The sequence below is a fragment of the uncultured Sphingomonas sp. genome (genome assembly GCF_913777625.1).
Taxonomy (GTDB): domain Bacteria; phylum Pseudomonadota; class Alphaproteobacteria; order Sphingomonadales; family Sphingomonadaceae; genus Sphingomonas.
In genome coordinates, this window is record NZ_CAJYTI010000027.1 from 33,343 (window position 1) to 56,699 (window position 23,357).

The 23,357-nt window shown below is 69.4% G+C and carries 13 protein-coding genes; 5 read left to right on the plus strand and 8 right to left on the minus strand.

All coding sequences use genetic code 11. The features are described from left to right. Positions 1-93: 93 nt before the first annotated feature. Together QZ814_RS14320 and QZ814_RS14325 are read left to right on the plus strand one after the other, a co-directional pair. Complete coding sequence (locus tag QZ814_RS14320) at positions 94-3,270, plus strand: multidrug efflux RND transporter permease subunit (RefSeq protein ID WP_294333438.1); 3,177 nt, start codon at positions 94-96, stop codon at positions 3,268-3,270. A 157-nt stretch (positions 3,271-3,427) separates the two neighbouring features. Next, complete coding sequence (locus QZ814_RS14325; RefSeq protein WP_294333439.1) at positions 3,428-4,834, plus strand: efflux transporter outer membrane subunit; 1,407 nt, start codon at positions 3,428-3,430, stop codon at positions 4,832-4,834. Here the strand turns inward: QZ814_RS14325 and QZ814_RS14330 are convergent. Together QZ814_RS14330 and QZ814_RS14335 are read right to left on the minus strand one after the other, a co-directional pair. After that, a complete protein-coding gene (locus QZ814_RS14330; protein WP_294333441.1) occupies positions 4,788-5,495 on the minus strand; it encodes a 4'-phosphopantetheinyl transferase superfamily protein in 708 nt (235 codons plus the stop codon). The two genes, QZ814_RS14325 and QZ814_RS14330, sit on opposite strands and share 47 nt — an antisense overlap. Next, on the minus strand, positions 5,492-9,520 hold the full coding sequence (locus QZ814_RS14335) for a Pls/PosA family non-ribosomal peptide synthetase (RefSeq protein WP_294333443.1): 4,029 nt from the start codon (positions 9,518-9,520) through the stop codon (positions 5,492-5,494). Before QZ814_RS14335 ends, QZ814_RS14330 begins: the two co-directional genes overlap by 4 nt. 192 nt (positions 9,521-9,712) lie before the next feature. Here QZ814_RS14335 and QZ814_RS14340 point away from each other — a divergent pair, with 192 nt between their 5' ends. After that, entirely contained in the window at positions 9,713-11,446 is a 1,734-nt protein-coding gene (locus QZ814_RS14340; RefSeq protein ID WP_294333451.1) for an MFS transporter, read from the plus strand. Here the strand turns inward: QZ814_RS14340 and QZ814_RS14345 are convergent. Together QZ814_RS14345 and QZ814_RS14350 are read right to left on the minus strand one after the other, a co-directional pair. After that, positions 11,443-12,786, minus strand: coding sequence for an ATP-binding protein (locus QZ814_RS14345; RefSeq protein WP_294333453.1), 1,344 nt, complete (start codon positions 12,784-12,786; stop codon positions 11,443-11,445). The genes QZ814_RS14340 and QZ814_RS14345 overlap by 4 nt on opposite strands. Continuing rightward, the gene (locus tag QZ814_RS14350; protein ID WP_294333455.1) at positions 12,773-13,450 is read right to left on the minus strand and encodes a response regulator transcription factor; all 678 of its coding nucleotides are present in this window, start codon (positions 13,448-13,450) and stop codon (positions 12,773-12,775) included. Before QZ814_RS14350 ends, QZ814_RS14345 begins: the two co-directional genes overlap by 14 nt. Positions 13,451-13,576: 126 nt before the next feature. On the opposite strand from QZ814_RS14350, the gene QZ814_RS14355 reads away from it, so the two are divergent. Both QZ814_RS14355 and QZ814_RS14360 read left to right on the plus strand, forming a co-directional pair. Then, positions 13,577-14,830, plus strand: coding sequence for a TolC family protein (locus QZ814_RS14355; RefSeq protein ID WP_294333612.1), 1,254 nt, complete (start codon positions 13,577-13,579; stop codon positions 14,828-14,830). A gap of 5 nt (positions 14,831-14,835) precedes the next feature. Beyond that, positions 14,836-17,985, plus strand: coding sequence for a CusA/CzcA family heavy metal efflux RND transporter (locus QZ814_RS14360; RefSeq protein ID WP_294333458.1), 3,150 nt, complete (start codon positions 14,836-14,838; stop codon positions 17,983-17,985). On the opposite strand, the gene QZ814_RS14365 is transcribed toward QZ814_RS14360, so the two are convergent. The 4 genes from QZ814_RS14365 to QZ814_RS14380 all read right to left on the minus strand — a co-directional run bounded on the left by QZ814_RS14365 (position 17,982) and on the right by QZ814_RS14380 (position 23,355). Then, positions 17,982-19,034, minus strand: coding sequence for a glycoside hydrolase family 88 protein (locus tag QZ814_RS14365; RefSeq protein ID WP_365898749.1), 1,053 nt, complete (start codon positions 19,032-19,034; stop codon positions 17,982-17,984). The genes QZ814_RS14360 and QZ814_RS14365 overlap by 4 nt on opposite strands. An 84-nt stretch (positions 19,035-19,118) precedes the next feature. Beyond that, entirely contained in the window at positions 19,119-20,063 is a 945-nt protein-coding gene (locus QZ814_RS14370) for an alpha/beta hydrolase (RefSeq protein WP_294333462.1), read from the minus strand. Further along, positions 20,060-23,044 carry a beta-galactosidase gene (locus tag QZ814_RS14375; protein WP_294333464.1) on the minus strand — a complete coding sequence of 995 codons (2,985 nt, stop codon included), beginning with the start codon at positions 23,042-23,044 and terminating at the stop codon, positions 20,060-20,062. The genes QZ814_RS14370 and QZ814_RS14375 overlap by 4 nt, the downstream gene beginning before the upstream one ends. After that, positions 23,041-23,355, minus strand: coding sequence for an L-rhamnose mutarotase (locus QZ814_RS14380; RefSeq protein ID WP_294333465.1), 315 nt, complete (start codon positions 23,353-23,355; stop codon positions 23,041-23,043). Before QZ814_RS14380 ends, QZ814_RS14375 begins: the two co-directional genes overlap by 4 nt. Positions 23,356-23,357 lie beyond the last annotated feature (2 nt).

A 23,357-nucleotide genomic window follows, 5' to 3' on the forward strand; every position in this document is an offset into this window, starting at 1 on the left:
GGTCTCGGTGAGACACAGCCCCACCCCAACCCCTCCCCTGAAGGGGAGGGGCTTGATTTGTCGCGCCCATTTCGCTCGCAAAAGGAGAAGGCCATGCGCCTCTCACGCTTCTTCATCACCCGCCCGATCTTCGCGGCGGTGATCGCGATCATCATCACGATCCTGGGCGGCATCGCCTATTTCGCGCTGCCCATCTCGCAATATCCCGACATCGTGCCGCCGACGGTCACGGTGACGGCCAGCTATCCCGGCGCGTCGGCCGAGACCGTGGCGGAAACCGTCGCCGCGCCGATCGAGCAGGAAATCAACGGCGTCGACGACATGCTCTACCAGTCGTCGCAGTCGACCGGCGACGGCAACGTGACCATTACGGTCACCTTCAAGACCGGCACCAACCTCGATGCCGCGCAGGTGCTGGTGCAGAACCGCGTCGCGGTCGCGATCCCGCGCCTGCCCGAGGAAGTGCAGCGGCTCGGCGTCGTCACGCGCAAGACCAGCCCCGACTTCCTGATGGTCGTCAACCTGATCTCGCCGGACAACTCGATCGACCGCAGCTACATCTCCAACTATGCGCTGACCCAGGTTAAGGACCGCCTCGCGCGGCTCGAAGGCGTGGGCGACGTGCGCATGTTCGGTGCGCGTGACTATGCGATGCGCGTGTGGATCGATCCCGGCCGCGCCGCCGCGCTGAACCTCACCGCGGGCGATATCGTCCAGGCGCTGCGCGGGCAGAATATCCAGGTCGCGGCAGGATCGCTCGGCCAGCCGGGCTCGCAGCGCAGCGGCAATGCCTTCCAGCTCAACGTCGAGACGCAGGGCCGCCTCAAGACCCCGGCCGAGTTCGGTCGCGTCGTCATCCGCACCGATAGCGAGGGCCGCCAGGTCCGCGTGAGCGACGTGGCGCGCGTCGAGCTCGGCGCCGCCGACTATTCCTCCAACACCTATCTCTCGAACCAGCCGACCGTGATCCTGGCCGCCTTCCAGCGCCCGGGCTCCAACGCGCTCGCCGCCGCGCTGCGGATCAAGGCGGAGATGGACACGATCTCGAAGACCTTCCCCAAGGGCCTCGAATATCGCGTGATCTACAACCCCACCGAGTTCATCGCCCAGTCGATCGACGCGGTGTACCACACCCTCGGCGAAGCGGTGGTGCTCGTCGTCCTCGTCGTGATCGTGTTTCTCCAGAAGTGGCGGGCGGCGATCATCCCGGTGGTGGCGATCCCCGTCTCGCTGATCGGCACCATGGCGGTGCTGCTGCCGCTTGGTTACTCGCTCAACAACCTGTCGCTGTTCGGACTGGTGCTCGCCATCGGCATCGTCGTCGACGACGCGATCGTCGTGGTCGAGAATGTCGAGCGCAACCTGGCGCAGGGCATGACCCCGCTCCAGGCAGCGCGTACCTCGATGGACGAAGTGTCGGGCGCGCTGGTCGCGATCGTGCTGGTGCTGTTCGCGGTGTTCCTGCCGACGCTGTTTTTGAATGGGCTTTCGGGCGCCTTCTACAAGCAGTTCGCGGTCACGATCTCGGTCGCCACCGCCATCTCGCTGCTCGTTTCGCTGACGCTCTCCCCGGCGCTCGCCGCGGTGCTGCTCAAGCATCACGAGGGCGAGGCAAAGGGGCGGATCGGCCGCGTGTTCGGGCGTGCGGCGGACGCCTTCAACCGCGGCTTCGAGCGGATGAGCAACGGCTATGCCCGCCTCACCCACACGCTGGTCACCCGGCCCAAGCGGATGATGGTCGCCTATCTCGGCCTGATCGCCGCGACGGTCGCGACCTTCTGGGTGACGCCGGTCGGCTTCATCCCGGCGCAGGACCAGGGCTATTTCCTTACTGTGATCCAGCTGCCGCCGGGCTCGTCGCTCGAACGTACCGACGAGGTGATGCGCAAGGTCGTCGCGCGCATCCTGCCGATCCCCGGCGTGAAGGGCTCGGTGATGCTCGCGGGCTTTGACGGCCCGTCGCAGACGCTCGCTCCGAACAGCGCCGCTGCCTATGTGCCGCTGCAGAGCTTCGAGGAGCGCAAGAAGCTCGGCGTCAACATCGCCGGCATCATGGCCGAGGCGCGCAAGCGCACCGCGGACATCAACGAGGCGATGCTGCTCGTGGTCCCGCCGCCGCTCATCCAGGGTATCGGTTCGGCCGGCGGCTACCGCCTGATGGTCGAGGACCGTAGCGAGCATGGCTATCAGGCGCTGGGCAATACCGCCTTCGGGCTGATCGGCCAGGCCAACAAGACGCCGGGGCTCGCCCAGGTCTACACCTTCTTCAACACCGCGACGCCGCGCGTCTTCGCCGATATCGATCGCCGCAAGGCCGAGATGCTGGGCGTGCCGCCGGAGCGGGTGTTCGAAGCGCTCAACGTCTATCTCGGCTCGGCCTTCGTCAACGACTTCAACATGCTCGGCCGCACCTACCGCGTGACCGCGCAGGCCGACGCGCCCTTCCGGGAGACCGAGGCCGACATCGCCAACCTCAAGACGCGCTCGGATGCCGGCGGCATGGTGCCGATCGGATCGGTCGCGACCTTCGCGAACAAGACGGGCCCGTACCGCGTGACGCGCTACAACCTGTTCCCGGCGGTGGAAGTCGATGGCGATACCGCGCCGGGCTACAGCTCGGGCGCCTCGCTCGACGCGATGGAGAAGCTCTCGGCCGAATTGCCGGCGGGCTATGCGGGCGAGTGGACCGGCATCGCCTATCAGCAGAAGATGGCGGGCAGCACGGCAGGGCTGGTGTTCGCCTTGGCGGTACTGTTCGTCTTCCTGGTGCTGGCGGCGCAATATGAGAGCCTGACGCTGCCGCTGGCGATCATCCTGATCGTGCCGATGTGTCTGCTGGCGGCCATGGCGGGCGTGAACCTGCGCGGCATGGACAACAATGTGCTGACGCAGATCGGTCTCGTCGTGCTGATCGCGCTCGCCGCCAAGAACGCGATCCTCGTGGTCGAGTTCGCCCACCAGGCAGAGGTCCGCGACGGCCTGTCGCCGGTGGAAGCCGCGGTGCGGGCGGCGCAGGACCGGCTGCGGCCGATCCTGATGACCAGCTTCGCCTTCATCCTCGGCGCGGTGCCGCTGCTGATCGCGAGCGGTGCGGGGTCCGAGCTCCGCCAGGCGCTGGGGACGGCGGTGTTCTTCGGGATGATGGGCGTCACCGGCTTCGGCCTGCTGTTCACGCCGACCTTCTACGTGGTGTGCCGCGCGGCTGGAGCGCGGCTCGCCCGGCGGCGCGGGCAGGGTGGCGAGCATCACCAGCTCCAGCCGGCCGAGTAAGGGAAAGGGAAGGCGACCCATCCTCCAGTCGTCATCCCAGCGAAAGCTGGGATCTCCACCGGATGCGCTGCACCGTTGCAGCCCAGCCCCAGGGAGACCCCAGCGTTCGCTGGGGTGACGGCGGGGGAAGGGGTCTCAAGCATTCAGGAGATTTCGCATGCAACGCATGGCTTCGATCATGGCCGCAGTCTCGGCGCTGGCGCTTTCCGCCTGCGCCGCCGGCCCGAACTACACCGCACCCGCCCGGCCGCAGAGCGCCGCGGGGGCATTCCTCTCGACCACCCCGGCGGTGTCGACCGCCCCGGTGCAGGAGGGCTGGTGGCGGCTCTACAACGATCCGGTGCTCGATAGGCTGGTGACGCAAGCGCTGGCCGCCAACACCGACGTTCGCGTCGCGGTTGCCCGGATCGAGCGGGCCCGCGCCACGTTGCGCGGCGCAACTTCGGACCGACTACCGCAGGGGACCGCCAGTGCGGGTGCAAATTACGGCCGCCTGCCCGTCGGCCAGCGTCCGATCGGCACTGCGCAGGAGGATTGGCAGGTCGATGCCGGCCTCAGCGTTTCCTATGAGGTCGACCTGTTTGGCCGCATCTCGCGCAATGTCGAGGCCGCGCGCGGCGATGTCGCCGCCGCCGAGGCGGATGCCGATGCGGTCCGCGTGATCGTCGCGGCGGATACGGCGCGGGCCTATGCTGATGCAGTATCGTCGGCCGAGCGGCTGGCGGTGGCCGAGCATATCGTGGCCCTGCTCGACCAGTCGATCGACCTCACCCAGCGCCGCCGCAACGTCGGGCTGGCGACCCGGCTCGACGTCGCGCGCATCGCGGCGCTGCGCAACCAGCGCCAGGCCGATGTGCCCGCGCTCGCCGCTCAGCGCGATGCGGCGCTGTTCCGCCTCGCCACGCTGATCGGCAAGACCCCGGCCGAACTGCCCGCCGAAGCGCGCGAGCGCCGGACGACGCTGCGGCTCGATCAGCCGATTCCGGTCGGCGACGGCGCGGCGCTGCTCGCCAGGCGCCCGGACGTGCGGGCGGCCGAGCGCCGGCTGGCGGCGTCCACCGCGCGGATCGGCGTGGCGACGGCGGATCTCTATCCGCGAATCTCGCTCGGCGCGTCGGGGGGATCCACCGGCAACGATTTCGGCAACATCTTCGGCGCGGGGCCGCTGCGCTGGCTGGTCGGCGGACTGATCAACTGGACGGTGAACCCGGCCCCGGCGCGCGCGCGCATCGCGGCCGCCGAAGCCGATAGCCGCGCCGCACTCGCCACCTTCGACGGCACGGTGCTGACCGCGCTGCAGGAGACCGAGACCGCGCTCTCCGCCTATGGCCGCGCGCTCGAACGGCGCACGGCGCTGCAGGCGGCGCTCAACGAGGCCGAAGCGGCGGTGCGCATCGCCCGTGCGCGCCAGACCGAGGGCGACATCAACTCGCTCGACCTGCTCGATGCGGAGCGCACCTTCGCCGATGCCCAGGCCTCGCTGGCGACGGCGGATGCGGCGATCGCCGAGGCGCAGGTCAACCTGTTCCGCGCGCTCGGCGGCGGCTGGCAGCGGACGGCGTGAGCCGAGCGGCGGTGGCGGTTCCGTCCGCCACCGCCACGCCCAGCAGCAGCGCGCCCGCTTGGCGAAGGTGACAGCGCGAGCGCGCGTCTTTCGTTGTCGCGATCCAGCAGCCGGAGTCGGCCGGATGGGTGTCGATCGAAGCAGCATCGACCGACGATGCAATGCCGATCCGCTTGGCATGGGCTTCCTTGGCGACCCAGCAGGCGGTCCACGCCAGCGGATCGGCGGTGTGCGAGGCTAGCCGCTCTCGCGCCGTGAGGGCGTCCTCGGGCAGGGGCGTATCCAGCATTTCCTCCAGATCCACCCCGATCGGCGCCCGCGACACGCCGATCAGCGCCTCGGGCCCGCGCCCCGCGACGCTCACATGCCAGCCCGCGGGTTCGGCCACCAGCGGGGCACCCAGCGGTGACCGCCCGAGCTGAAGCCGATCCGGATGCAGCTCGGCCACGCGGGCGAGCAGCAGGCGCGTCAGCTGCCGGCGGCGGAGGCGAAGTTCGGCGCAAGGCTTGTTCGCCAGATCGCGCAGGTCCTCCGCCCGTACGGCGCCGGCGGCGTAGAGCTGCGCCACCCCCGGATCGTCCAGCCGAACATGCCAGGCGATCGGCCGATCCCCTGCCGGCCAGTCCGCGATCGGCCCGGACAGCCATACCGGCGGGCTCAAACCTCTTTCGCGAGCTGCGCCGGCGAGCCTTCCCAGGCGGTGCCGGCCGGCAGCGTCTCGCCCTTCATCACCACCGACAGATCCCCCAGCTGCACGTCCTCGCCGATTTCGGCATCGTAGAGCACGATCGCATAGGAGCCGATCGTCGCGCGGTCGCCCACGGTAACCCCGCTCACCTTCATCACCCGGTCCTCGAACAGGTGCGTCTGGAGGCCGGCGAAATCGTTGAGCGCGACATCGTCGCCGATCCGCACCAGGTCCTGCTCGGTCACGTCGGTGGTGTCGATATAGCAGCGCTTGCCGATCTTGCAGCCGAGCAGGCGGAGATAGGCGGCGAGCCACGGCGTGCCCCGCAGCGGCTCGAGCAGGTTGGGCACGGCGAGATTCTCGTAGGTCGCGGTCACCAGCTCGGTCCGCCACACGAAGGTGCTCCACAGCGGCTGGGTGGTCGGCTTGTACCGCCCCATCACCAGCCATTTCAGCAGCACCACCGACAACCCGCACGCCAGCGCAAAGCCGACATAGAGGAACGGGAAGGTCACGATGATCCAGTGGCCGCCGCCGCGCAGATCGTCGAGCTCGCTGACGATCGACAGCAGCAGGCTGAAGAAGGCGACGAACAGGGTGAGCGACAACGTCACGCGGATCGCCTCGATGCAGAGGCGCGTGGCGATCAGCCGCTTGCTGGGGTTGAACCGCGCACCCTCGTCGAACAGGCCCACCGTCTGGCGGACCGGCAGCGAGATCGGCGGCGATCCGAACCAGGTGCCGTCCGGATTGGCGGCGCTGCCGTCCTCGGGCGGCTTGGAGAGCACGCCGATCAGCACGCCGTCGCCGATCGTGGCACCGGCCGGCAGCAGCGCGGAGTTGCCGATGAACGAGCGGCGGCCGATCTTGGTGTGCGCCAGCTGGATTGCGCCGGGCTCGACGCGCGCCGCTCCGAACAGCACGGCGTCGGCGATGAAGCTCTCCGGCCCCACCTCGACCAGGTCGGGCACGATCGCCGCCGCGGTGGAAATCTCCGCCCTTCGGCCGACCTTCACGCCCAGCGCGCGGTACCAGGGCACCACGTAGAGCGTCGCGTAGATCGGGTGGAGCAGCCGCAGCGCGAGGTCGTTGACCTGCTGGACGAACCAGAAGCGGACATAGAACCAGCTATGGATCGAATAGCGCCCCGGTCGCACGCGGCCGAGGAACAGCCGTTTGGCCGCGACGGTCAGCACGCACATCAGCAGCACATAGGTGACCGCGAGCAGCGGCGAGATCAGCAGATAGCTGTAGCTCTCCGTGTTCCAGTCGATCTCGATCATCCAGAGCAGGCCAGGTGCGATCGGCAGGATCGCGACGATCGGCAGAAGCAGCGCGCCGATGGTCAGCGCAATGCCGGTGAGCAGGCGCCGGACCGGGCCGGCCTCGCCATCGCCCTGGCGCGGGATGCCGGTCGCGATAACATGGGCGGGCGATCCGCTCCAGCGCTCGCCGGCCGGGATGGTGGTGCCCACCGGCAGCGCCGACAGGTCCTCGAGCGCCGCGCCCTCGCCGATCGTGCAGTCGCGCCCGACGACGCCCATCGAGCCGACGAACGCGCCCGCGCCGATTGTCGCGGCGCCGATGCGCAGCAGCCCGCGCTCGACCGAGGTAGTGGCGAGCATCGCATAGTCGCTGACCACCGCGTCCGCGCCGATCGACACGAGATCGGCCGCATCGATGTTGCCGCGGCCGATAAAGGCGCGCTTGCCTATCTTTGCGCCCATCAGCCGGTAATAGGCACGGATCATCGGGGTGCCGGCGAGATAGGGGGTCGCGATCACCTCCGAGAAGCGGCGGACGAACCACCAGCGGAAATAATAGCTGCCCCACAGCGGATAATCGCCCGCGCGGTAGCGGCCGATCACCACCCATTTGACCAGGATCGAGGCGAGCATCGCCAGTGGGGGAATGGCGAGGAAGCTGAGCCCGCTGACCATCAGCGCCGGCGCGCGGTTCAGGTCGCCCGACAGATGCACATAGGCGACGTACGGGAAGAACCATTGCAGCCCGGCGATCGCGTAGATCGGCACCAGCGCGATCGTCTGCGCGATCCAGCACAGCCAGCGGGTGAGGGCGGGAGTGTGGTGGAAGGGCAGCTCGGCAGCCGAGGTCTCCCCCGTCACCTTGTCCTTCAGCCGCTCGGCGAGCGCCCGGATGGTGGGGGCGGCATAGAGATCCTGGATCGAGATGCCGGCCAGCCCCGGCGTCTTGCGGATCGCCGAGACGAGCCGCGCGGCCTTGAGCGAATGGCCCCCCAGATCCTCGAACAGGTCGTCGGTGACCGAAACCTTCTGCGGCGCGAACGCCTCCGTCCAGACGGCGTGGAGCTGCGCCTCCAGCGGGGTGGCCGGGGCCACGGTCTCGCGCTCGCCGGTCGGGGCGATTGCCGGCCGCTGGAGTGCCTTGCGGTCGACCTTGCCCGAGGCGGGCAGGGTGGGGAGCGCGTCGAGCAGCTGGTAGCCGGCGGGGCGCATGTAATTGGGCAGCCGCTCGCGAACGCGCGCCCGCACCGCGTCCAGATCGACCGCCGCGCCGCCGCGCGCGACGATAAAGGCCGCGAGGAATTCGGCGCCGTCCTCGTCGCGGAAGAGATGGACCACGGCCTGGGCGATAACGGGATCGTCGGCGATCACCGCTTCGATCTCGCCGAGCTCGACGCGGAAGCCGCGGATCTTCACCTGGGTGTCGATGCGACCGATAAAGTCGATGTCGCCGACCGCATCGAGGCGAACGAGGTCGCCCGAGCGATAGATCAGCGCCGGCTTGCCGTCGGGCCCGTTGAACGGGGTCTGAACGAACTTCTCGGCGGTGAGGTCCGGACGATTGACATAGCCCGCGCCGACACCGGGGCCGCCGAGCACCAATTCGCCTTCCGCACCGGCGGGGACCGGCCACAGTTTCTCGTCGACGATCCAGGCGGTGTAGCCGGGGAGCGGCCGGCCGATGGTGACACGGCGGCCGGGCTGGACCTCGGTCCAGGTCGCGGTCACGGTCGTTTCGGTCGGGCCATAGGTGTTGAGGATGCGCAGGCCCGGCCGCGCCCAGCGATCGACCAGGTCGGGCGGGCAGGCCTCGCCGCCGAGGTTGAGCAGCCGCAGCGCCGGCATCTCGGTCTCGACCAGGGTTAGCAGCGAGGGCACGACGTGCCAGATCGTCACCTTCTCGGCGGCGAGCACCTCGGCCATGTCCGGTCCGGCCTTGGCCAGTGCTTCGCCCGCGACGAGCAGCTCGGCGCCGACGAAGAACGCGCTCCACATCGTCTCGACCGACATGTCGAAGGCGAGGCTGAACCCGCCGAATACCTTGTCGTCGGTGTCGAGCGCGAGGATCGCGCTTTCGGAGCGAACCAGGTGCGCGGCGTTGCGATGGGTGATCATCACCCCCTTGGGGCGGCCGGTCGTGCCCGAGGTATAGATGATATAGGCGAGGTCGTCGGGGGTGGCGCCGGTTTCGGCCCGGCTCAGCGGCAGCGCCTCGCGCGCGGCAAGGTCGCCCAGCGCGGTGTCCACGGCGAGCACCCGGATGGTCATCTCGGCGGCGCGGGCGCTTTCGGTGACGACCAGCACCGCGCCGCTATCCTCGACGATGAAGTCGATGCGGTCCTGGGGATAGGTCCAGTCGACCGGCACATAGCAGGCGCCGGCCCAGAGTACGCCGAGGATCGCCATATACTGGTCGAGCCCGCGCGGCAGGCAGAGCACGACGCGGTCGCCGCGCTGCACGCCCATGCCGCGCAGCTGGTGGGCAAAACGCAGCGCGCGGTCGCGCAGCTCGACATAGCTGAGCGCGGTGCGGCGGCTGCTCTCCGGATCGTCGCCGAGCTGGCGCACCGCGCAGCGCCAGCCATGCTGGCGGCACGCCGCCTCGAAAATCTCGTGCAACAGCTCGTCGCGCGCATAGGGTTCCTCCTCGCGCAAGGCGGGAGAGGGGGCAATCGAGGCGAACACCGTCTGCACGGGTTCGCTGGGAGCAGTGTCGTCGGTCCTTGGGCTCATGAGTGGGTGCTTACGCTCCGAACGTCCATCTGCAAACGGGCTAACCGTAGCGGAAAAGCCGGAGCGGTTCGATTCGTTCAACGCGTGCCGCGCGGGATGGCGACTAGGCAAGCGCGCCGCAGCTTGTCAGTATTGCCGGAGCATAACCGAACGACATGCGGGAACCACCCGCGCACCAGGGAGAGACGATCGATGGCGACCAGCCCGCCCGATGCCATGCCGCGCCACCACGAGGCGACCCGCAGCGAGAAACTCGTGATCACCGCCAGCTCGCTCGGCACCGTGTTCGAATGGTACGACTTTTATCTCTACGGCCTGCTCACCACGATCATCGCCGCCCAGTTCCTCACCGGGCTCAACCCGACCACCTCGTTCATCATGGCGCTGCTGGTGTTCGCCGCGGGCTTCCTCGTGCGGCCGTTCGGGGCGCTGGTGTTCGGCCGGATCGGCGACATGGTCGGGCGGCGCTATACCTTCATCCTCACCCTGCTGGTGATGGGGCTCTCCACCTTCCTCGTCGGTTGCCTGCCCACCTACAAGACGGCGGGCGTGGCAGCGCCGATCCTGCTGGTCGTGCTGCGCATGTTCCAGGGGCTGGCGCTGGGCGGCGAATATGGCGGGGCGGCGACCTATGTCGCCGAGCATGCGCCGGCGGGGAAGCGCGGCTTCTACACCAGCTGGATCCAGATCACCGCGACGGCCGGGCTGGCGATGGCGCTGCTGATCGTCATCACCGTGCGCTCGCCGGTCACCGGCGTCGGCGAGGCCGCCTTTGCCGACTGGGGCTGGCGCGTGCCGTACCTGCTGTCCGGCCTGTTCCTGGCGGTGGGCCTCTGGCTGCGGCTGAAGCTCCACGAATCGCCGGTGTTCAAGAAGATGAAGGCCGAAGGCACCGCCTCCAAGGCGCCGCTGACCGAGGCGTTCGGTCGCTGGGGCAATCTCAGGATCGTGCTGATCGCCTTTTTCGGCGCGATCGCGGGCCAGGCGGTGATCTGGTATACCGGCCAGCTCTACGCACTGTTCTTCCTCGAGAAGATGCTGAAGGTCGACGGCCTGACCGCGAACACGCTGGCGATCACCGCGCTGCTGCTCGCCACGCCCTTCTTCCTGTTCTTCGGCTGGCTGTCGGACAAGGTGGGGCGCAAGCCGATCATCCTGACCGGTTGCGCGCTGGCGGCGCTGACGCTGTTCCCGGTCTTCCACGCGCTGACCAATGCCGCCAACCCGGCGCTGGCCCGGGCGCTCGCTTCGGCGCCGGTGACGGTGGCCGCCGATCCGGCCGAATGCTCGCCGCAGTTCGATCCCGTCGGCCAGAACAAGTTCGACACGACCAGCTGCGACATCGTCAAGAACGCGCTCGCCAAGGCCGGCATCAACTATGAGAATGTCGCGGCGGCGCCGGGTTCGCTCGCGACGATCACCATCGGCGGCCAGCGCTTCACGGCGCCGGACCCGCGCCAGCTCACCGGTGATGCGCGCAGACATGCGATCGCGACCTTCACCGCGCAAGTGGTCGGCGCCCCGGCCGTTCCCGCCAGGGGCGACATTCCCGCCAAGCCGGCGGTCACCGGCGCGCTCGCCAAGGTCGGCTATCCGGCCAAGGCCGATCCGGCGGCGATGAACAAGCCGCTGGTCGTGGCGCTGCTCTTCTACCTCGTGCTGCTGGTCACGATGGTCTACGGGCCGATCGCGGCAATGCTGGTCGAGCTGTTCCCCAGCCGTATCCGCTACACCTCGATGTCGCTGCCCTATCATATCGGCAATGGCTGGCTCGGCGGACTGCTGCCGGCGATCGGCTTCGCGATGGTCGCGGCCAACGGCAACATCTATCACGGCTTCTGGTATCCGGTGGTGGTCGCCGCCGCGACCCTGGTGTTCGGGCTGTTCTTCCTGCCCGAGACCTTCCGCCGCGACGTCGACGGCTAGGCGCAGCGGATCGTGACGGCGCTCCCCTCGGCCGCAAAGCCTAGGGTGAAGCCGTGCAGATCGACGATGCCCTTGACCAGCGCCAGGCCCAGCCCGGCGCCGGCCCCGTCGCGCCGTCCGCGATAGAAACGCTGGGTGACGAGCGCGCGCTCGGCCGGGGGCACGCCGTCGCCCTCGTCCGCCACGGTGATCAGGGCCTCGCCTGCTGCGCGTTCCAGCCGTACCGTCACCGTGCCGCCGGCGGGGCCGAACTTCATCGCATTGTCGATCAGGTTCGCCACCGCCTCGATCAGCAGGCTGGCATCGCCTTCGATCGGCGGCACGGCCACGCAGTCGCAGCGGAGCGTGATGCCGCGATCCTCGGCGACGGGGCGGTGCAGGTCGCAGGCATCCTCGACCAGCTGCTGCAGGTCGACGTGCGCGAAGCGGCTGCGGCGTTCGCCGTCCTCCAGCTCGCGCAGCCGCAGCAGCGCTGCGACGATGCCGAGCAGGCTGTCGATCTCGGCTAGGCCGCGCTCGATCACCGCCTCGAAGCCGGCGCGATCCTCGGCCTCGCGCAGACCGCGTTCGAGCCCGGCGCGCAGCCGGGTGAGGGGGGTGCGGAGCTGGTGGGCGATGTCGTCGCCGATGCCGCGGACCTCGGCAACGAGCATCTGCAGCCGGTCGAGCATCGTGTTGATGTGCGCGCAGAGCAGCCCGAAGCTGTCCGGCCGCGCCGACACCGGCAGGCGCTGGCTGAGGTCGCCGGAGACGATGCGCTCGGTCAGCAGCCGTACCGTATCCACCTGCCGCGCCGCGCGCCGCCCGGCGACGAGACCGACGCCCAGCGCCACGATCAGCCCCGGCAGCAGCCCGAACAGCAGCGACTGCCAGGTAAGCCGCAGCGCCTCCTCGGTATCGTCGAGGTCCATGCCGGCGAGCAGGCGCGTCCCGTCCGACAGCGGGCAGAGCGTCAGGCGGGCGACGTCGCTGGTCTTGCCCGGCAGTTCGGTGGGGGCGACCGGCGCGACGAAGGATGCGCCCGCATCGGGCACCGGCACCGGCAGCGTCGCGACATTGCCGGCGATGCGCCGCCCGTTCGCGTCGAACAGCGCCAGGAACCGCTCGCGGTGGATGTCGCGGGCGAGCCGCTCGCGGAGTTCCTCGGCGCGCTCGGCGGGCGGGGTCAGCGCGAAGAAGCTGCAATCGTCGGCCAGGATATGCTCGATCGCGCGGCGATGGTTGCTGGTCGCGGTCACCCAGAAGATCCCCGCCAGCACCAGCGACTGGAGGATCAGGATCGCGGCGATCGCGCCGCCCCAGCGCCAGGTCGCGCGGGTGCGGGGATCAGGCCGGAACATCGAAGACATAGCCTTGCCCGCGCACGTTGCGGATCAGCTGCACCTCGCCCTCGCCATCCACCTTGCGGCGCAGGCGGCCGATATGGACGTCGACGACGTTGCTGTTCGGCTCGAAGCTGTAGCCCCACACGTCCTGAAGCAGCATCGAGCGAGTGACGATCCGGCCGGGGCGGCGCACCAGATAGTCGAGCAGCTTGAGCTCGCGCGGCAGCAGGTCGAGCGGGCGCCCGGCGCGGCTGGCCTTGCCTTCGAGCAGGTCGAGATCGAGCGGCCCGACGATCAGCCGGGTGTCGCGCCGCTCGTCCGGGCGGCGGAGCAGCGCCTCGACGCGGGCGAGCAGCTCGACCAGCGCGAAGGGCTTGGGGAGATAGTCGTCGCCGCCCGCGCGCAGGCCGCGGACGCGGTCGTCGAGGCTGCCGAGCGCACTCAGCACCAGTGCGGGCGTGCGGAAGCCGTCGGCGCGAAGTGCTGCGATCAGGTCCAGCCCTTCCCCGTCGGGCAGCTGGCGGTCGACGATCAGCAGGTCGATACCGCCCGCGCGTACGGTTTCCGCTGCCCCGGCCAGCGTGGTCCGGTGCACGATTGCGAAGCCGGCGGCGGCGAGTTCCAGCCGGATTTCGTCGGCGGTGCCGGAATCATCTTCGAGGAGCAGGATCTGCGTCACGCCTGCGGTGTTTGTGCGCGAGCGCCGCGGGGTCAACTGAATTGCGGTTCAGAGTCTGAACGCGGTTTTAGTCGACGCCCGCCAAGCGGCGCCGGTAGGGGCGGCACCATGGATCGGAGACCGAAGATGCGGATGCTGGCGGCTGCCCTGGGGCTCTGTGTGGCAGTGCCGGCGCTGGCGCAGAGCGGCCCCGCGCTGTCGCTCGACGCGCTGGCCCAGGACGTCGTCACCAACAATCCCGAGCGGCAATTCTACAAGCGCCAGATCGAGACCGCCGGCGTGGAGCGCGAGGCCGTCGGCCGCTGGGCCGATCCCGAGGCGACCGTCGAATTCGGCCAGCGCCGGGCGACCGACGTGCAAACTGGCGCGCTGAACGGCGAAGGGATGACCTATGCCGTCTCGGTGACCCAGCCGATCGAGTTCGGCGGGCGGATCGCGCTGCGGCGGGCGATCGCGGACCGGCAGATAGCCCTCGCCCGGATCGGGCTGCAGCAGTTCGACGCGACGCTGGCGGCGCGGGCGCGCTCGCTCGGCTACCGGCTGTTCGCGGCGGACGAGAAAGCGGCGGCGGCGCGCGCGGTCGCCAACCGGATGCGGACGCTGGCGCAGGTGATCGTCGCGCGCGACCCCGCCGGCCCCGCGCCGCAGCTCGAGGCGACCGCGCTCCAGGCCAGCGCAATCAGTGCCGAGCGCACCGCGGCGGCGGCGGATGCCGAGGCGAATTCGATCCTCTACGAGCTCAATCAGCTGCGCGGCGCCCCCTTCGCCGCACGCGTCCGCATCGTCCGGCCCGACATGGGCCTGCCCGATCTACCGGCCGATGCGCTCCTGGCGGAACGCACGAGCGCCAATAATTTCGAGCTCCAGGCGCTGCGCGCCCAGTTCGAGCAGCAGGGGCTGCGGGTCGACCTGGCGAGGAAGGCGCGGATTCCGGTGGTCAGCGTCGGCCCATATTATGACCGCGCCCGCTCGGACATTCGCGAGACCAATGTCGGCGTGCGCCTCACTACCAGCATTCCCCTGTGGAACCGGCAGGCGGGCGACGTCGCCGCCGAGCAGGGACGGCAGGCCCAGGCCAACGCCACGCTGATCGCCGCCGAGCGCCGCATCCTGCGCGAGGTGTTCGACCAGGCCGCGCAATATCAGGCGAAGCGCGCGGCGCTGGCGAAATGGGACGGCGCCTCGGCCCAGCGCTTTGCCGCCGCCGCCGCGGAGGCCGATCGCAACTATCGGCTCGGGGCGATTCCGCTGACCACCTACACCCAGATGCAGCAGGCCTATATGGAGGCGACCGGCGCGATCCTCGACACACGGCGCGACGCGATCGAGGCGCTGCTCCAGCTGCGCGCCTTGAATGGCGGCAACCCGCTGGCGCGCTGAACTCCATGCACCGCTGGCTCCACTGGGTCACCCATCACCGGCTCGCCGTCGCGGCGCTCAGCGCGATCGTCGCGGCGGTGGGGCTCTGGTCCTATTTCAGCCTGCAGATCGATGCGATCCCCGACATCACCGGCGTGCAGGTGCAGATCAACACGCCCGTGGCAGCCCTTGCGCCCGAGGAGATCGAGCGGCTGGTGACGCTGCCGATCGAGCGGGCAATGGGCGGCCAGCCCGGGCTGGACCAGACGCGCTCGCTCACCAAGACCGGGCTGAGCCAGGTGACCCTGCTCTACAAGGACGGGACGGACCCGCTGAAGGCGCGCCAGCTCGTCACCGAACGGCTGAACGCGGTCCGCGACCAGTTGCCCGCGGGGAGCACGCCGCAGCTCGCGCCGATCACCACGGGCCTGGGCGAGATCTACTACTACACGCTCGAATGGCGCCGGCCGCCGCCGGGCATGTCGGCCGAGCGCCAGCTGATGGAGCTGTACGAGGCGCAGGAATATACCGTCCGGCCGATGCTCCGCGCGGTGCCCGGCGTCGCCGACGTCAATTCGAACGGCGGGCTGGAGGAGCAATATGTCGTCCAGCCGGACCCCGCCAGGCTCACCGCGCACGGCGTGACGGCGGGCGAGCTGGCACAGGCGGTGGCGGGCAATGTCGAGAATGCCGGCGGCGGCATCGTCGCGCGCGGGGCCGAGCGCTTTGCCGTGCGGACCGATGCGCGGGTGATGACGGCCGAGGAGATCGGCGCGATCCCGGTCAAGTTCGCCGCGGGCGTGCTGCCGCTGCAGGTGCGCGACCTCGCCACCGTGGTCACCAGCCATGGCCCGCGCCAGGGTGCCGCGACGCAGAATGGGCGCGAGACCGTCCTCGGCACCGCGATGATGCTGGTCGGCCAGAACAGCCGGCAGGTGGCGCTGCGGATCGAGGCGGCGCTGCCCGAAATCCAGGACGCGCTGCCCAAGGGCATGGTGATCGACCGGCAATATAGCCGCGCCGATCTGGTCGACCGGACGATCGCGACGGTGGAGCGCAATCTCGGCGAAGGCGCGTTGCTGGTGGCGCTGGTGCTGCTGGTGGTGATGGGCAATTGGCGCGCGGCGCTGATCGTCGCGCTGGTCATTCCGCTCGCCTTCCTCGTCACCGTCACCGGCATGCATGCGATCGGGGTGTCGGGCAATCTGATGAGCCTCGGCGCGCTCGATTTCGGACTGATCGTCGACGGCGCGATCGTCGTCGTCGAGAATGCGTTGCGGCTGCTGGCGGTGCGGCGGCAGGAAAAGGGTGGGGACCTCTCGCCCGAGGAACGCCGCGCGATCATCGCCGAGGCGGCGCGCAGCGTGGCGCGGCCGACCTTTTTCGGCATCGCGATCATCGCGCTCGTCTATGTGCCGGTGCTGAGCCTGGGCGGGGTGGAGGGCAAGCTGTTCCAGCCGATGGCGCAGGCGGTGATGCTGGCGATCGTCGCCGGGCTTGCCTGGACCTTCACGATCGTCCCGATGCTCTCGGCCTGGCTGCTCCGTGCGCCGACATCCCATGCCGAACCGGGCGAGGAGAAGGGCCTGATCGGCCTCGCCAACCGCGCTTATACTCCGGTGCTCTCGGCAGCGCTTGCGCATCCGGTGCTGCTGGTGATCGGCGCGGTGGCGCTGCTGGGTGCTACCTTCCTCACCTTCCGGACGCTCGGTTCGCAGTTCACCCCGCAGCTCGACGAGGGCGCGATCACCGCGATGGTCTATCGCCCGGTCGGCATGTCGCTGGAGCGCAGCCTCGCCATCGAGCAGGCGACCGAGCAGGCGATCCGCAAGGCCTACCCGCAGGTCACCCACCTGTTCTCGCGCATCGGCACCAGCGAGGTGGCGACCGATCCGATGCCGCCCGAGCAGAACGACCTGTACATCTTCTATGCGCCCGAAAAGGACTGGCCCGCAGGCGAGGGCAAGCCGCGCACCAAGGCCGAGCTGATCGCCGGCATCGAGAAAGTTGCCCATCAGGTCTATGCCGAGCAGACTTTCGCCTTCGCACAGCCGATCGAGATGCGCTTCAACGAAATGCTGGAGGGCGTGCGCGCCGACGTCGCCGTGAAGATCTATGGCGACGATTACGATGTCCTCGAACGCGCGGCTGCGCAGGCCAGGGCCCTTCTGGAGAAGCAGCCCGGCACCGCCAGCGTGGAGTTCGAAACCGCAGGTCGGCCGAAGACGATCGTGGTCGAGCTCGACCATGCTGCGCTGCTCCGCCTCGGGATCGGCACGCAGGAGGTGAACAAGGCGATCGGCGATGCGGTGGCGGGCGCCGAGGTCGGCTTCATCCCGCACAATGCCGCGCGCCACACCATCGTGATCCGCATGGCCGAGGGGCTGCGCGCCAACCCGCAGGCGATCCTCGCGCTGCCCCTGCGCGTCGGGCAATATGGCATGGTGCCGCTGTCGCGCGTGGCGCGGCTGCGCGAGACGCAGATGGTCGAGCCGATCCTCCACGACGACGGCAACCGACGCGCCGCGTTGATGGTCAACCTGTCGACCAGCGACCTCGCCGGCTATGTCGACAAGGCCCGGGCCGAACTGGCTCAGAAGGTGAAGCTGCCGCCCGGCTATCGCATCGAGTTCGGCGGGCAGTATCACCAACTCGAGGCGGCGCAGCGGCGGCTGGCGATCGTGGTGCCGCTGGCGCTGCTGCTGATCTTCGCGCTGGTCTATGCGGCCCTTGGCAGCCTCCGCGAGGCGGCGATCGTCTATACCGGCATCCCGTTCGCGATCACCGGCGGCGTGCTCGCGCTATGGCTGCGCGGCATGCCCTTCTCGATCACCGCGGCGATCGGCTTCATCGCGCTCTCTGGCATCGCGATGCTCAACGGGCTGGTGCTGATCGACCATATCAACGGCCTGCGGGATGGCCGCGAGGGCGAGGAGCTGCCAATCGAGGATGCAGTTCGCCAGGGCGCGCGCGACCGGCTGCGGCCGGTGCTCTCCACCGCGCTGGTCGCCTCGATCGGCTTCCTGCCGATGGCGATCGCGAGCGGCGCGGGCGCCGAGGTCCAGCGCCCGCTCGCGACGGTGGTGATCGGCGGGATCGTCACCTCGACGCTGCTGACGCTGGTGCTGCTGCCCAGCCTCTATCGCTGGATCCTCGGCCGGGCCGCGCGCGCCTAGATATAGGTGCGCAGCAGCTCGCCCAGCGCGCAGATCGCGAGGCTTTGGCCATAGGGCATCGAGGTGAGGCGGATGTCCTTGTAGAATTGCAGGCTGTCGCCCATCGCGGTGCCGAAGCTTACCTGCTGCAGCTCGCCGGTCGCGTCGATATTGTCGAGCACCCCGCGCACCGCCTTCAGGCCCACCGCTTCATAGGTGCGCGGCAGATAGCCCTTCCGCACCGCCTTCAGGATGCCATAGGCGAAGCCCGCGGTGGCCGAGGCCTCGAGATAGCTGGTCGGATCGATCACCAGCGTGTGCCAGAGGCCGCTTTCGTCCTGCGTCTGGCTAAGCGTCTTCACCTGGGCGGCGAGCGTGTCGATCAGGAAGGTGCGGAAGGCGTCGCCCGGCTGCAGATCGAGGATCTCGATGATCTCCGGAATCGCGATCGTCACCCAGCAATTGCCGCGCGCCCACAGCGCCTCGGCGAAGTTGTGCCGGCCGGTGAAGTCCCAGCCGTGGAACCAGAGGCCGGTCTTCTTGTCGAACAGGTACTTGATGTGGACGAGGAACTGGCGCTTGGCCTCCTCCACATAGTGCGGGCGACCCAGCAGCAGGCCGATCTTGGCGAGCGGCAGCACGCTCATCATCAGCGTGTCGTCCCACAGCTCGCCGGGATTCTCGTCGTTGTAGACGATGTGCTGGAAGCCGCCCTCCTCGGTCTTGGGCAGCCCGTCCGGCGCCATCAGCCATTCGGCCCAGGTGTCGAGATAGGGCAGGTAGCTGGGATCGGGCTCATACTCGTAGAGCCAGGCGAGGGTGATAAAGGGCGCCATGGTGTTGATGTTCTTGGTCGGCGTGCCCTCGGCGAAGCGATCGGCGAACCACCCCTTGATGATGCCCAGCGCCTTCTGGTCATTGGTCTGCTCGAAATAGCGCCACATGCCGAAGAGGCCGACGCCGTGGGTCCATTCCCAGCCCGCCCAGCCCTTGGTGTCGATGATGCGCCCGTCTTCGAGGTGGAGCAGGAATTCGCCGGTTTCGTCCTGGATGTGGACGAGATTGTCCATCAGCAGGTCGATCTTCTGCGTGACGAGGCTGCGGGGAATGTCGTGCGAGGCGGCCAAGGGATGTGTCTCCGTGGGTGAAAGGGGTCAGAGGCCGTGGCGGCGCGCGAACCGCGCGAACAGGCCGGGCCAGGGATGGGGGGTGCCGTCGGGCTCGATCAGGGGCAGGCCGTGGCCGCCCTTCTCGAAGATCATCAGCTCGGACGGGATCTTCGCCGCCTGCAGCGCGGCGAACATCAGCAGACTGTTGGCCGGCTGCACCGCCGGATCGTCGGCGGCATGCGCGACGAGGGTGGGGGGCATGTCGGCGGGCAGGTCGCGCTCGGCGGAGAAGCGGCGGACCTGCTCCTCGCTCGGGTTGGCGCCGAGCAGTTCCTTGCGCGAGCCGCCATGCGCCTCGGGGCTACGCAGGGTGATCACCGGGAAAAACAGGCCGAGCGCCACCGGCCGGGCGGAGAGCTGGTCGGCCGCGTCGACGGGGGCGTAGGTCGCAAGGCTCGCGCGGCTGCCCAGCCTGGCGGTGAGGTGCCCGCCGGCAGAAAAGCCGATGGCGCCCACCCGCGCCGGATCGATCTTCCAGCGCGCCGCGCCCGCCCGGATCAGCCGCATCGCGCGCTGTGCGTCCTGCAGCGGGGCGTCGGGGCCGGCCGCCCAGCCGTCATGCGGCAGGCGGTAGAGCAGTTCGAACACGGTGGTGCCCTGCGCAGCGAAATGCCGCGAAATGGCCGAGCCCTGTCGGCCGAGGGCCACTCGGGTATAGCCGCCGCCGGGGATCATCAGCAGCGCCGAGCCGTCGGGTCGTTCGGCGGGAACGACGTTGAGCATCGGGGTCGCGACATGTGGCCAGGCGATGTCGTCCTCGCCGCCGGTGGGCGAACGCTTGACCCATTCGTCCTTGGCGGTCACGCCCTCGCCGCCGGGCGGACGCCCTGGCCAGAGCGGCAGCCGCTCGATCGGGACTGCACGGGCCGGGAGCGCGGCAGCGGCGGTCGCAGCGGCCGAGGCCGCGAGCAGGGTGCGGCGGGTGATCATTTGAGCTCCTCCGGGCGCTGGGGGGCGGGCACCATCGCGACGGGCAGGCCGCCGCGCACGTTGCGCAGCGTCACCAGCTTGACCGCTTCCAGCGTATTGCCGGGCGCACCGTCCGAAGTGACGGCGAGCGCGATGCTGTTGGGTCCGCGATGGTTGAGGATGCCCTCGGGCACCGGGAAGATGCGCTGCGGGCCGACATGGGCGATGAACTGCCCCATGTTCCAGCCATTGACGAACAGCAGCACCCGGTAGCGGGCCTTGGGGGAGCGCGGCTTGCTCGTGTCGCCGAAGGCCACCCCGATCGTCGCGTCCTGACCCTTGGGCACGTCGAGCGTGAAGCGGGTGCGGTACCATGTCGTGCCCGGGCCGACGGATGTCGCCGCCTTCCAGCCGCGATCGTCGAAGCCGGGCAGGTGCCAGCCCATCCGCTCGCCATATTGGCCGCCGGTGTTGGCGACGCCGCGTGCGGGATCGGCCAGGTCCTCGCCGCCCTTGCGGCCCTGGATCTTCCACGTCACCGGCACGGCGAAGCTCGGGCCCCCAGCGGGCTCGACCGAGGCGAAGACGATCCCGCGGGCCTCCTTGTGGAAATCGTCGGCATCGAGATCCCAGTTGTGGCCGTTGTTGCGGACCATCACGGAGAGGACATGCGCGCCCGGCGTGCGGGCAGCGGCGGGCAGGTCGAACTCGGCGACCCCGGTGGTGATCGGGCGGGGGAGGCCACTCGGCAGCTCGTGCTGGCCGACGAGCTGACCGTCGCAGAACAGCTGGAGCATGCCCGATCCGCCTGCGCCATAATGGATGCGGATCCGCTCGGCCGCCGCGCTGCCCTCGAACCGGCCGCGATACCAGACATCGCCGTCGTGGAAGCCATAGGCGTCCATCAGTAGGTTGGGCACGCCGTCCGGCCGGGCGGTGATGCTGGCATAGGCGCGGTTGTCGATCGCCTGCCAGCTGCTGTCGTCGAAATCGGGGGCTGCCTCGGGCGTGCCGGGGGCGGACACCCAGGCCAGCGCCGGCAGCGTGACAGGCGCCGGGCCGGGGAGAGGTTTGGTCGCGACCAGGCTGCCGGACGGGGTGCGCGTTGCCGCGAGAGGGGCGCCGTTCCAGCGCAGGCTGCGCGTCGCGGCGGGGGCCCAGACTTCGAGCGGGGTCGGCCCCTCGGTATCGCCGGCAAGGACAAGATTGCTGCCTTGCTGTGTCGCACGGCGCACCAGCGCGGGGCCCCGCACGAGCACATCGCCCATCCGCCAGGAGCGCGCGCCTTCGGCCTCGTCGCCGACCAGCAGGAGGCTGTCCGGCCGCCCGCCGCCGGTGATCCGCAGGCGGGTAAGACCCTTGTGGGTGTAGGTGAGCTTCAGGTCGCCGCGCGCCGCATCGAAGCTGGAGGTGGCGGTGCCTCCCAGCACCTCGACCTTCGGCGCCGAGCGATAGCGCAGCACGGTTTCGCCCGGCTCGCCCGCCCGGCCGTAGAGCAGCAGCAGGTCGCGCCCGTCCTGGCGGAGCGCCACCTGCAGCTCGGAGCTGGAATAGACAAGCCGCTGGCCGCCCAGCGTCACGCCCGCGACGAGCCATTTCGCGTCGAACCCGTTGAGCGCCATCGGCCAGCTGTACCGGCCGTCGGGCAGGTCGGCGGTGACGGTGAAGCGGTCGTCGGTCTGGCCGTTGGAGGGCTTGTGAGTAACGAGCAGGAAGCGCGCGTCGGTCTCCGGGCTCTTGTTGTGATAGATCTGAATGCGCTCGGACGAGACCGCCACCGGCCCGGCGGGCACCATGCCGGCGAGATCGGGCACGCTCTGGATCAGCCCGGCGAGCTGCTTCAGCTCCTCCGCCTTGGGGCGGAGCGCGCGGGTCTCGGCGATCGCCGAGCCATAGTCGTAGCTGGTGAACACCACCGGCGCCGGCAGCCAGCCCCAGCTGGTGCCGCCAAAGCCCATGTAGAAGCTCTGGATACCGATGCCGTTGGCAAGGTTGGTGCCGTAGAACACCCGCTGGAACCGCTTGCCCCGCTGGACCGCGTTGCACTCGTAGCCGCCGTTCGAGCCCCAGTAATCGAACCAGCCGCCGCCGAATTCGGCGAGAAAGCCGGGCGTGTTGGGCGAGGCGGAGGCGCCGCCCTTCGCGCCGCCGGGGCCGTAAAAGCCCCAGTCGGGTGCCGCGGAGCCGCGCGTCGGCTTGCCCGCCACCGTGCAGGTGCCGCCGGGATAGCCATCGAACGCATAGAGGTCGTTCGGCCCCTCGACGGTCTTCTCCACCCCGCCGCCCGCCGGCACCCAATAGCCGTTGCGACCCTGGTCGTTGTGGAACAGCGGCACGGTGATGCCGTCTGCGCGGGCCTTGGCGGCGAGATGGTCCATGTAGCGGCGCTGCGAAGGCGTGGTCAGCGCCAGCTCGTTTTCGATCTGGTGGAGGATGACCGAGCCCTTGTGGCCCTTGCCGTCGCCGTTGATCTGGTGGCGGGCGATGATCGCATGGACCTGGGTCAGCCACTCGTCGGCAGCGGCCATATAGTCGGGATCGTCGGTGCGCGCGCGCGACCGCTGGTTGACCAGCCAGCCGGGGAAGCCGCCGCGGGTGAGCTCGGCATTCACATAGGGGCCGGCGCGGGTAATGACGTAGAGGCCTTCCTCCTCCGCCATGGTGAGCAGCCGGTCGATGTCGCGGATGCCGGAAAAGTCGTAGACGCCGCGCTTCGGGCTGTGGAAGCCCCAGTCGAAATAGAAGGCGACGGTGTTGAACCCGCTCGCCTTCATCTTCTGCAGCACGTCGCGCCACAGATCGGGCGAGGGCAGGCGGAAGGCATGCATCTCGCTCGACCAGATCACGGTGCGCTTGCCGTCGATCATCAGCGAGCGCGCATCATAGGATACGCGGCCGAAGGTCTTCACCGGTGCGGCGAGATTGGCGGTCGGCTTCGCTTCCTGCGCGGCGGCGGGCAGGGTGGCGAGCAGCGTAGAGGCGAAGAGGGCGGTGCGGATCATGGCAGGTAGAAGACCGGGCGGAGCGGCCATTCGAGCGGCTGGTTGTCGGGCGCGACTTCCATCAGCGGCGCCATATGGTCCCACCAGCGGCGCATCACCGGATGGGCGGGGAGCTGGTCGTTGGTGGCGTCCTCGGTGAGCTTCAGCACCGCGAACAGCGCGCCGGTCGCCTCGTCAAGGAAGATCGAATAGTCGCGGATGCCGGCATCGTGCAGCAGCGCAGCCAGTTCGGGCCAGATCGCGTCATGGCGCGCCTTGTACGCCGCCGCCATGCCGGGCTTGAGCTGCATCCGGAACGCCTGTACCCGCATTT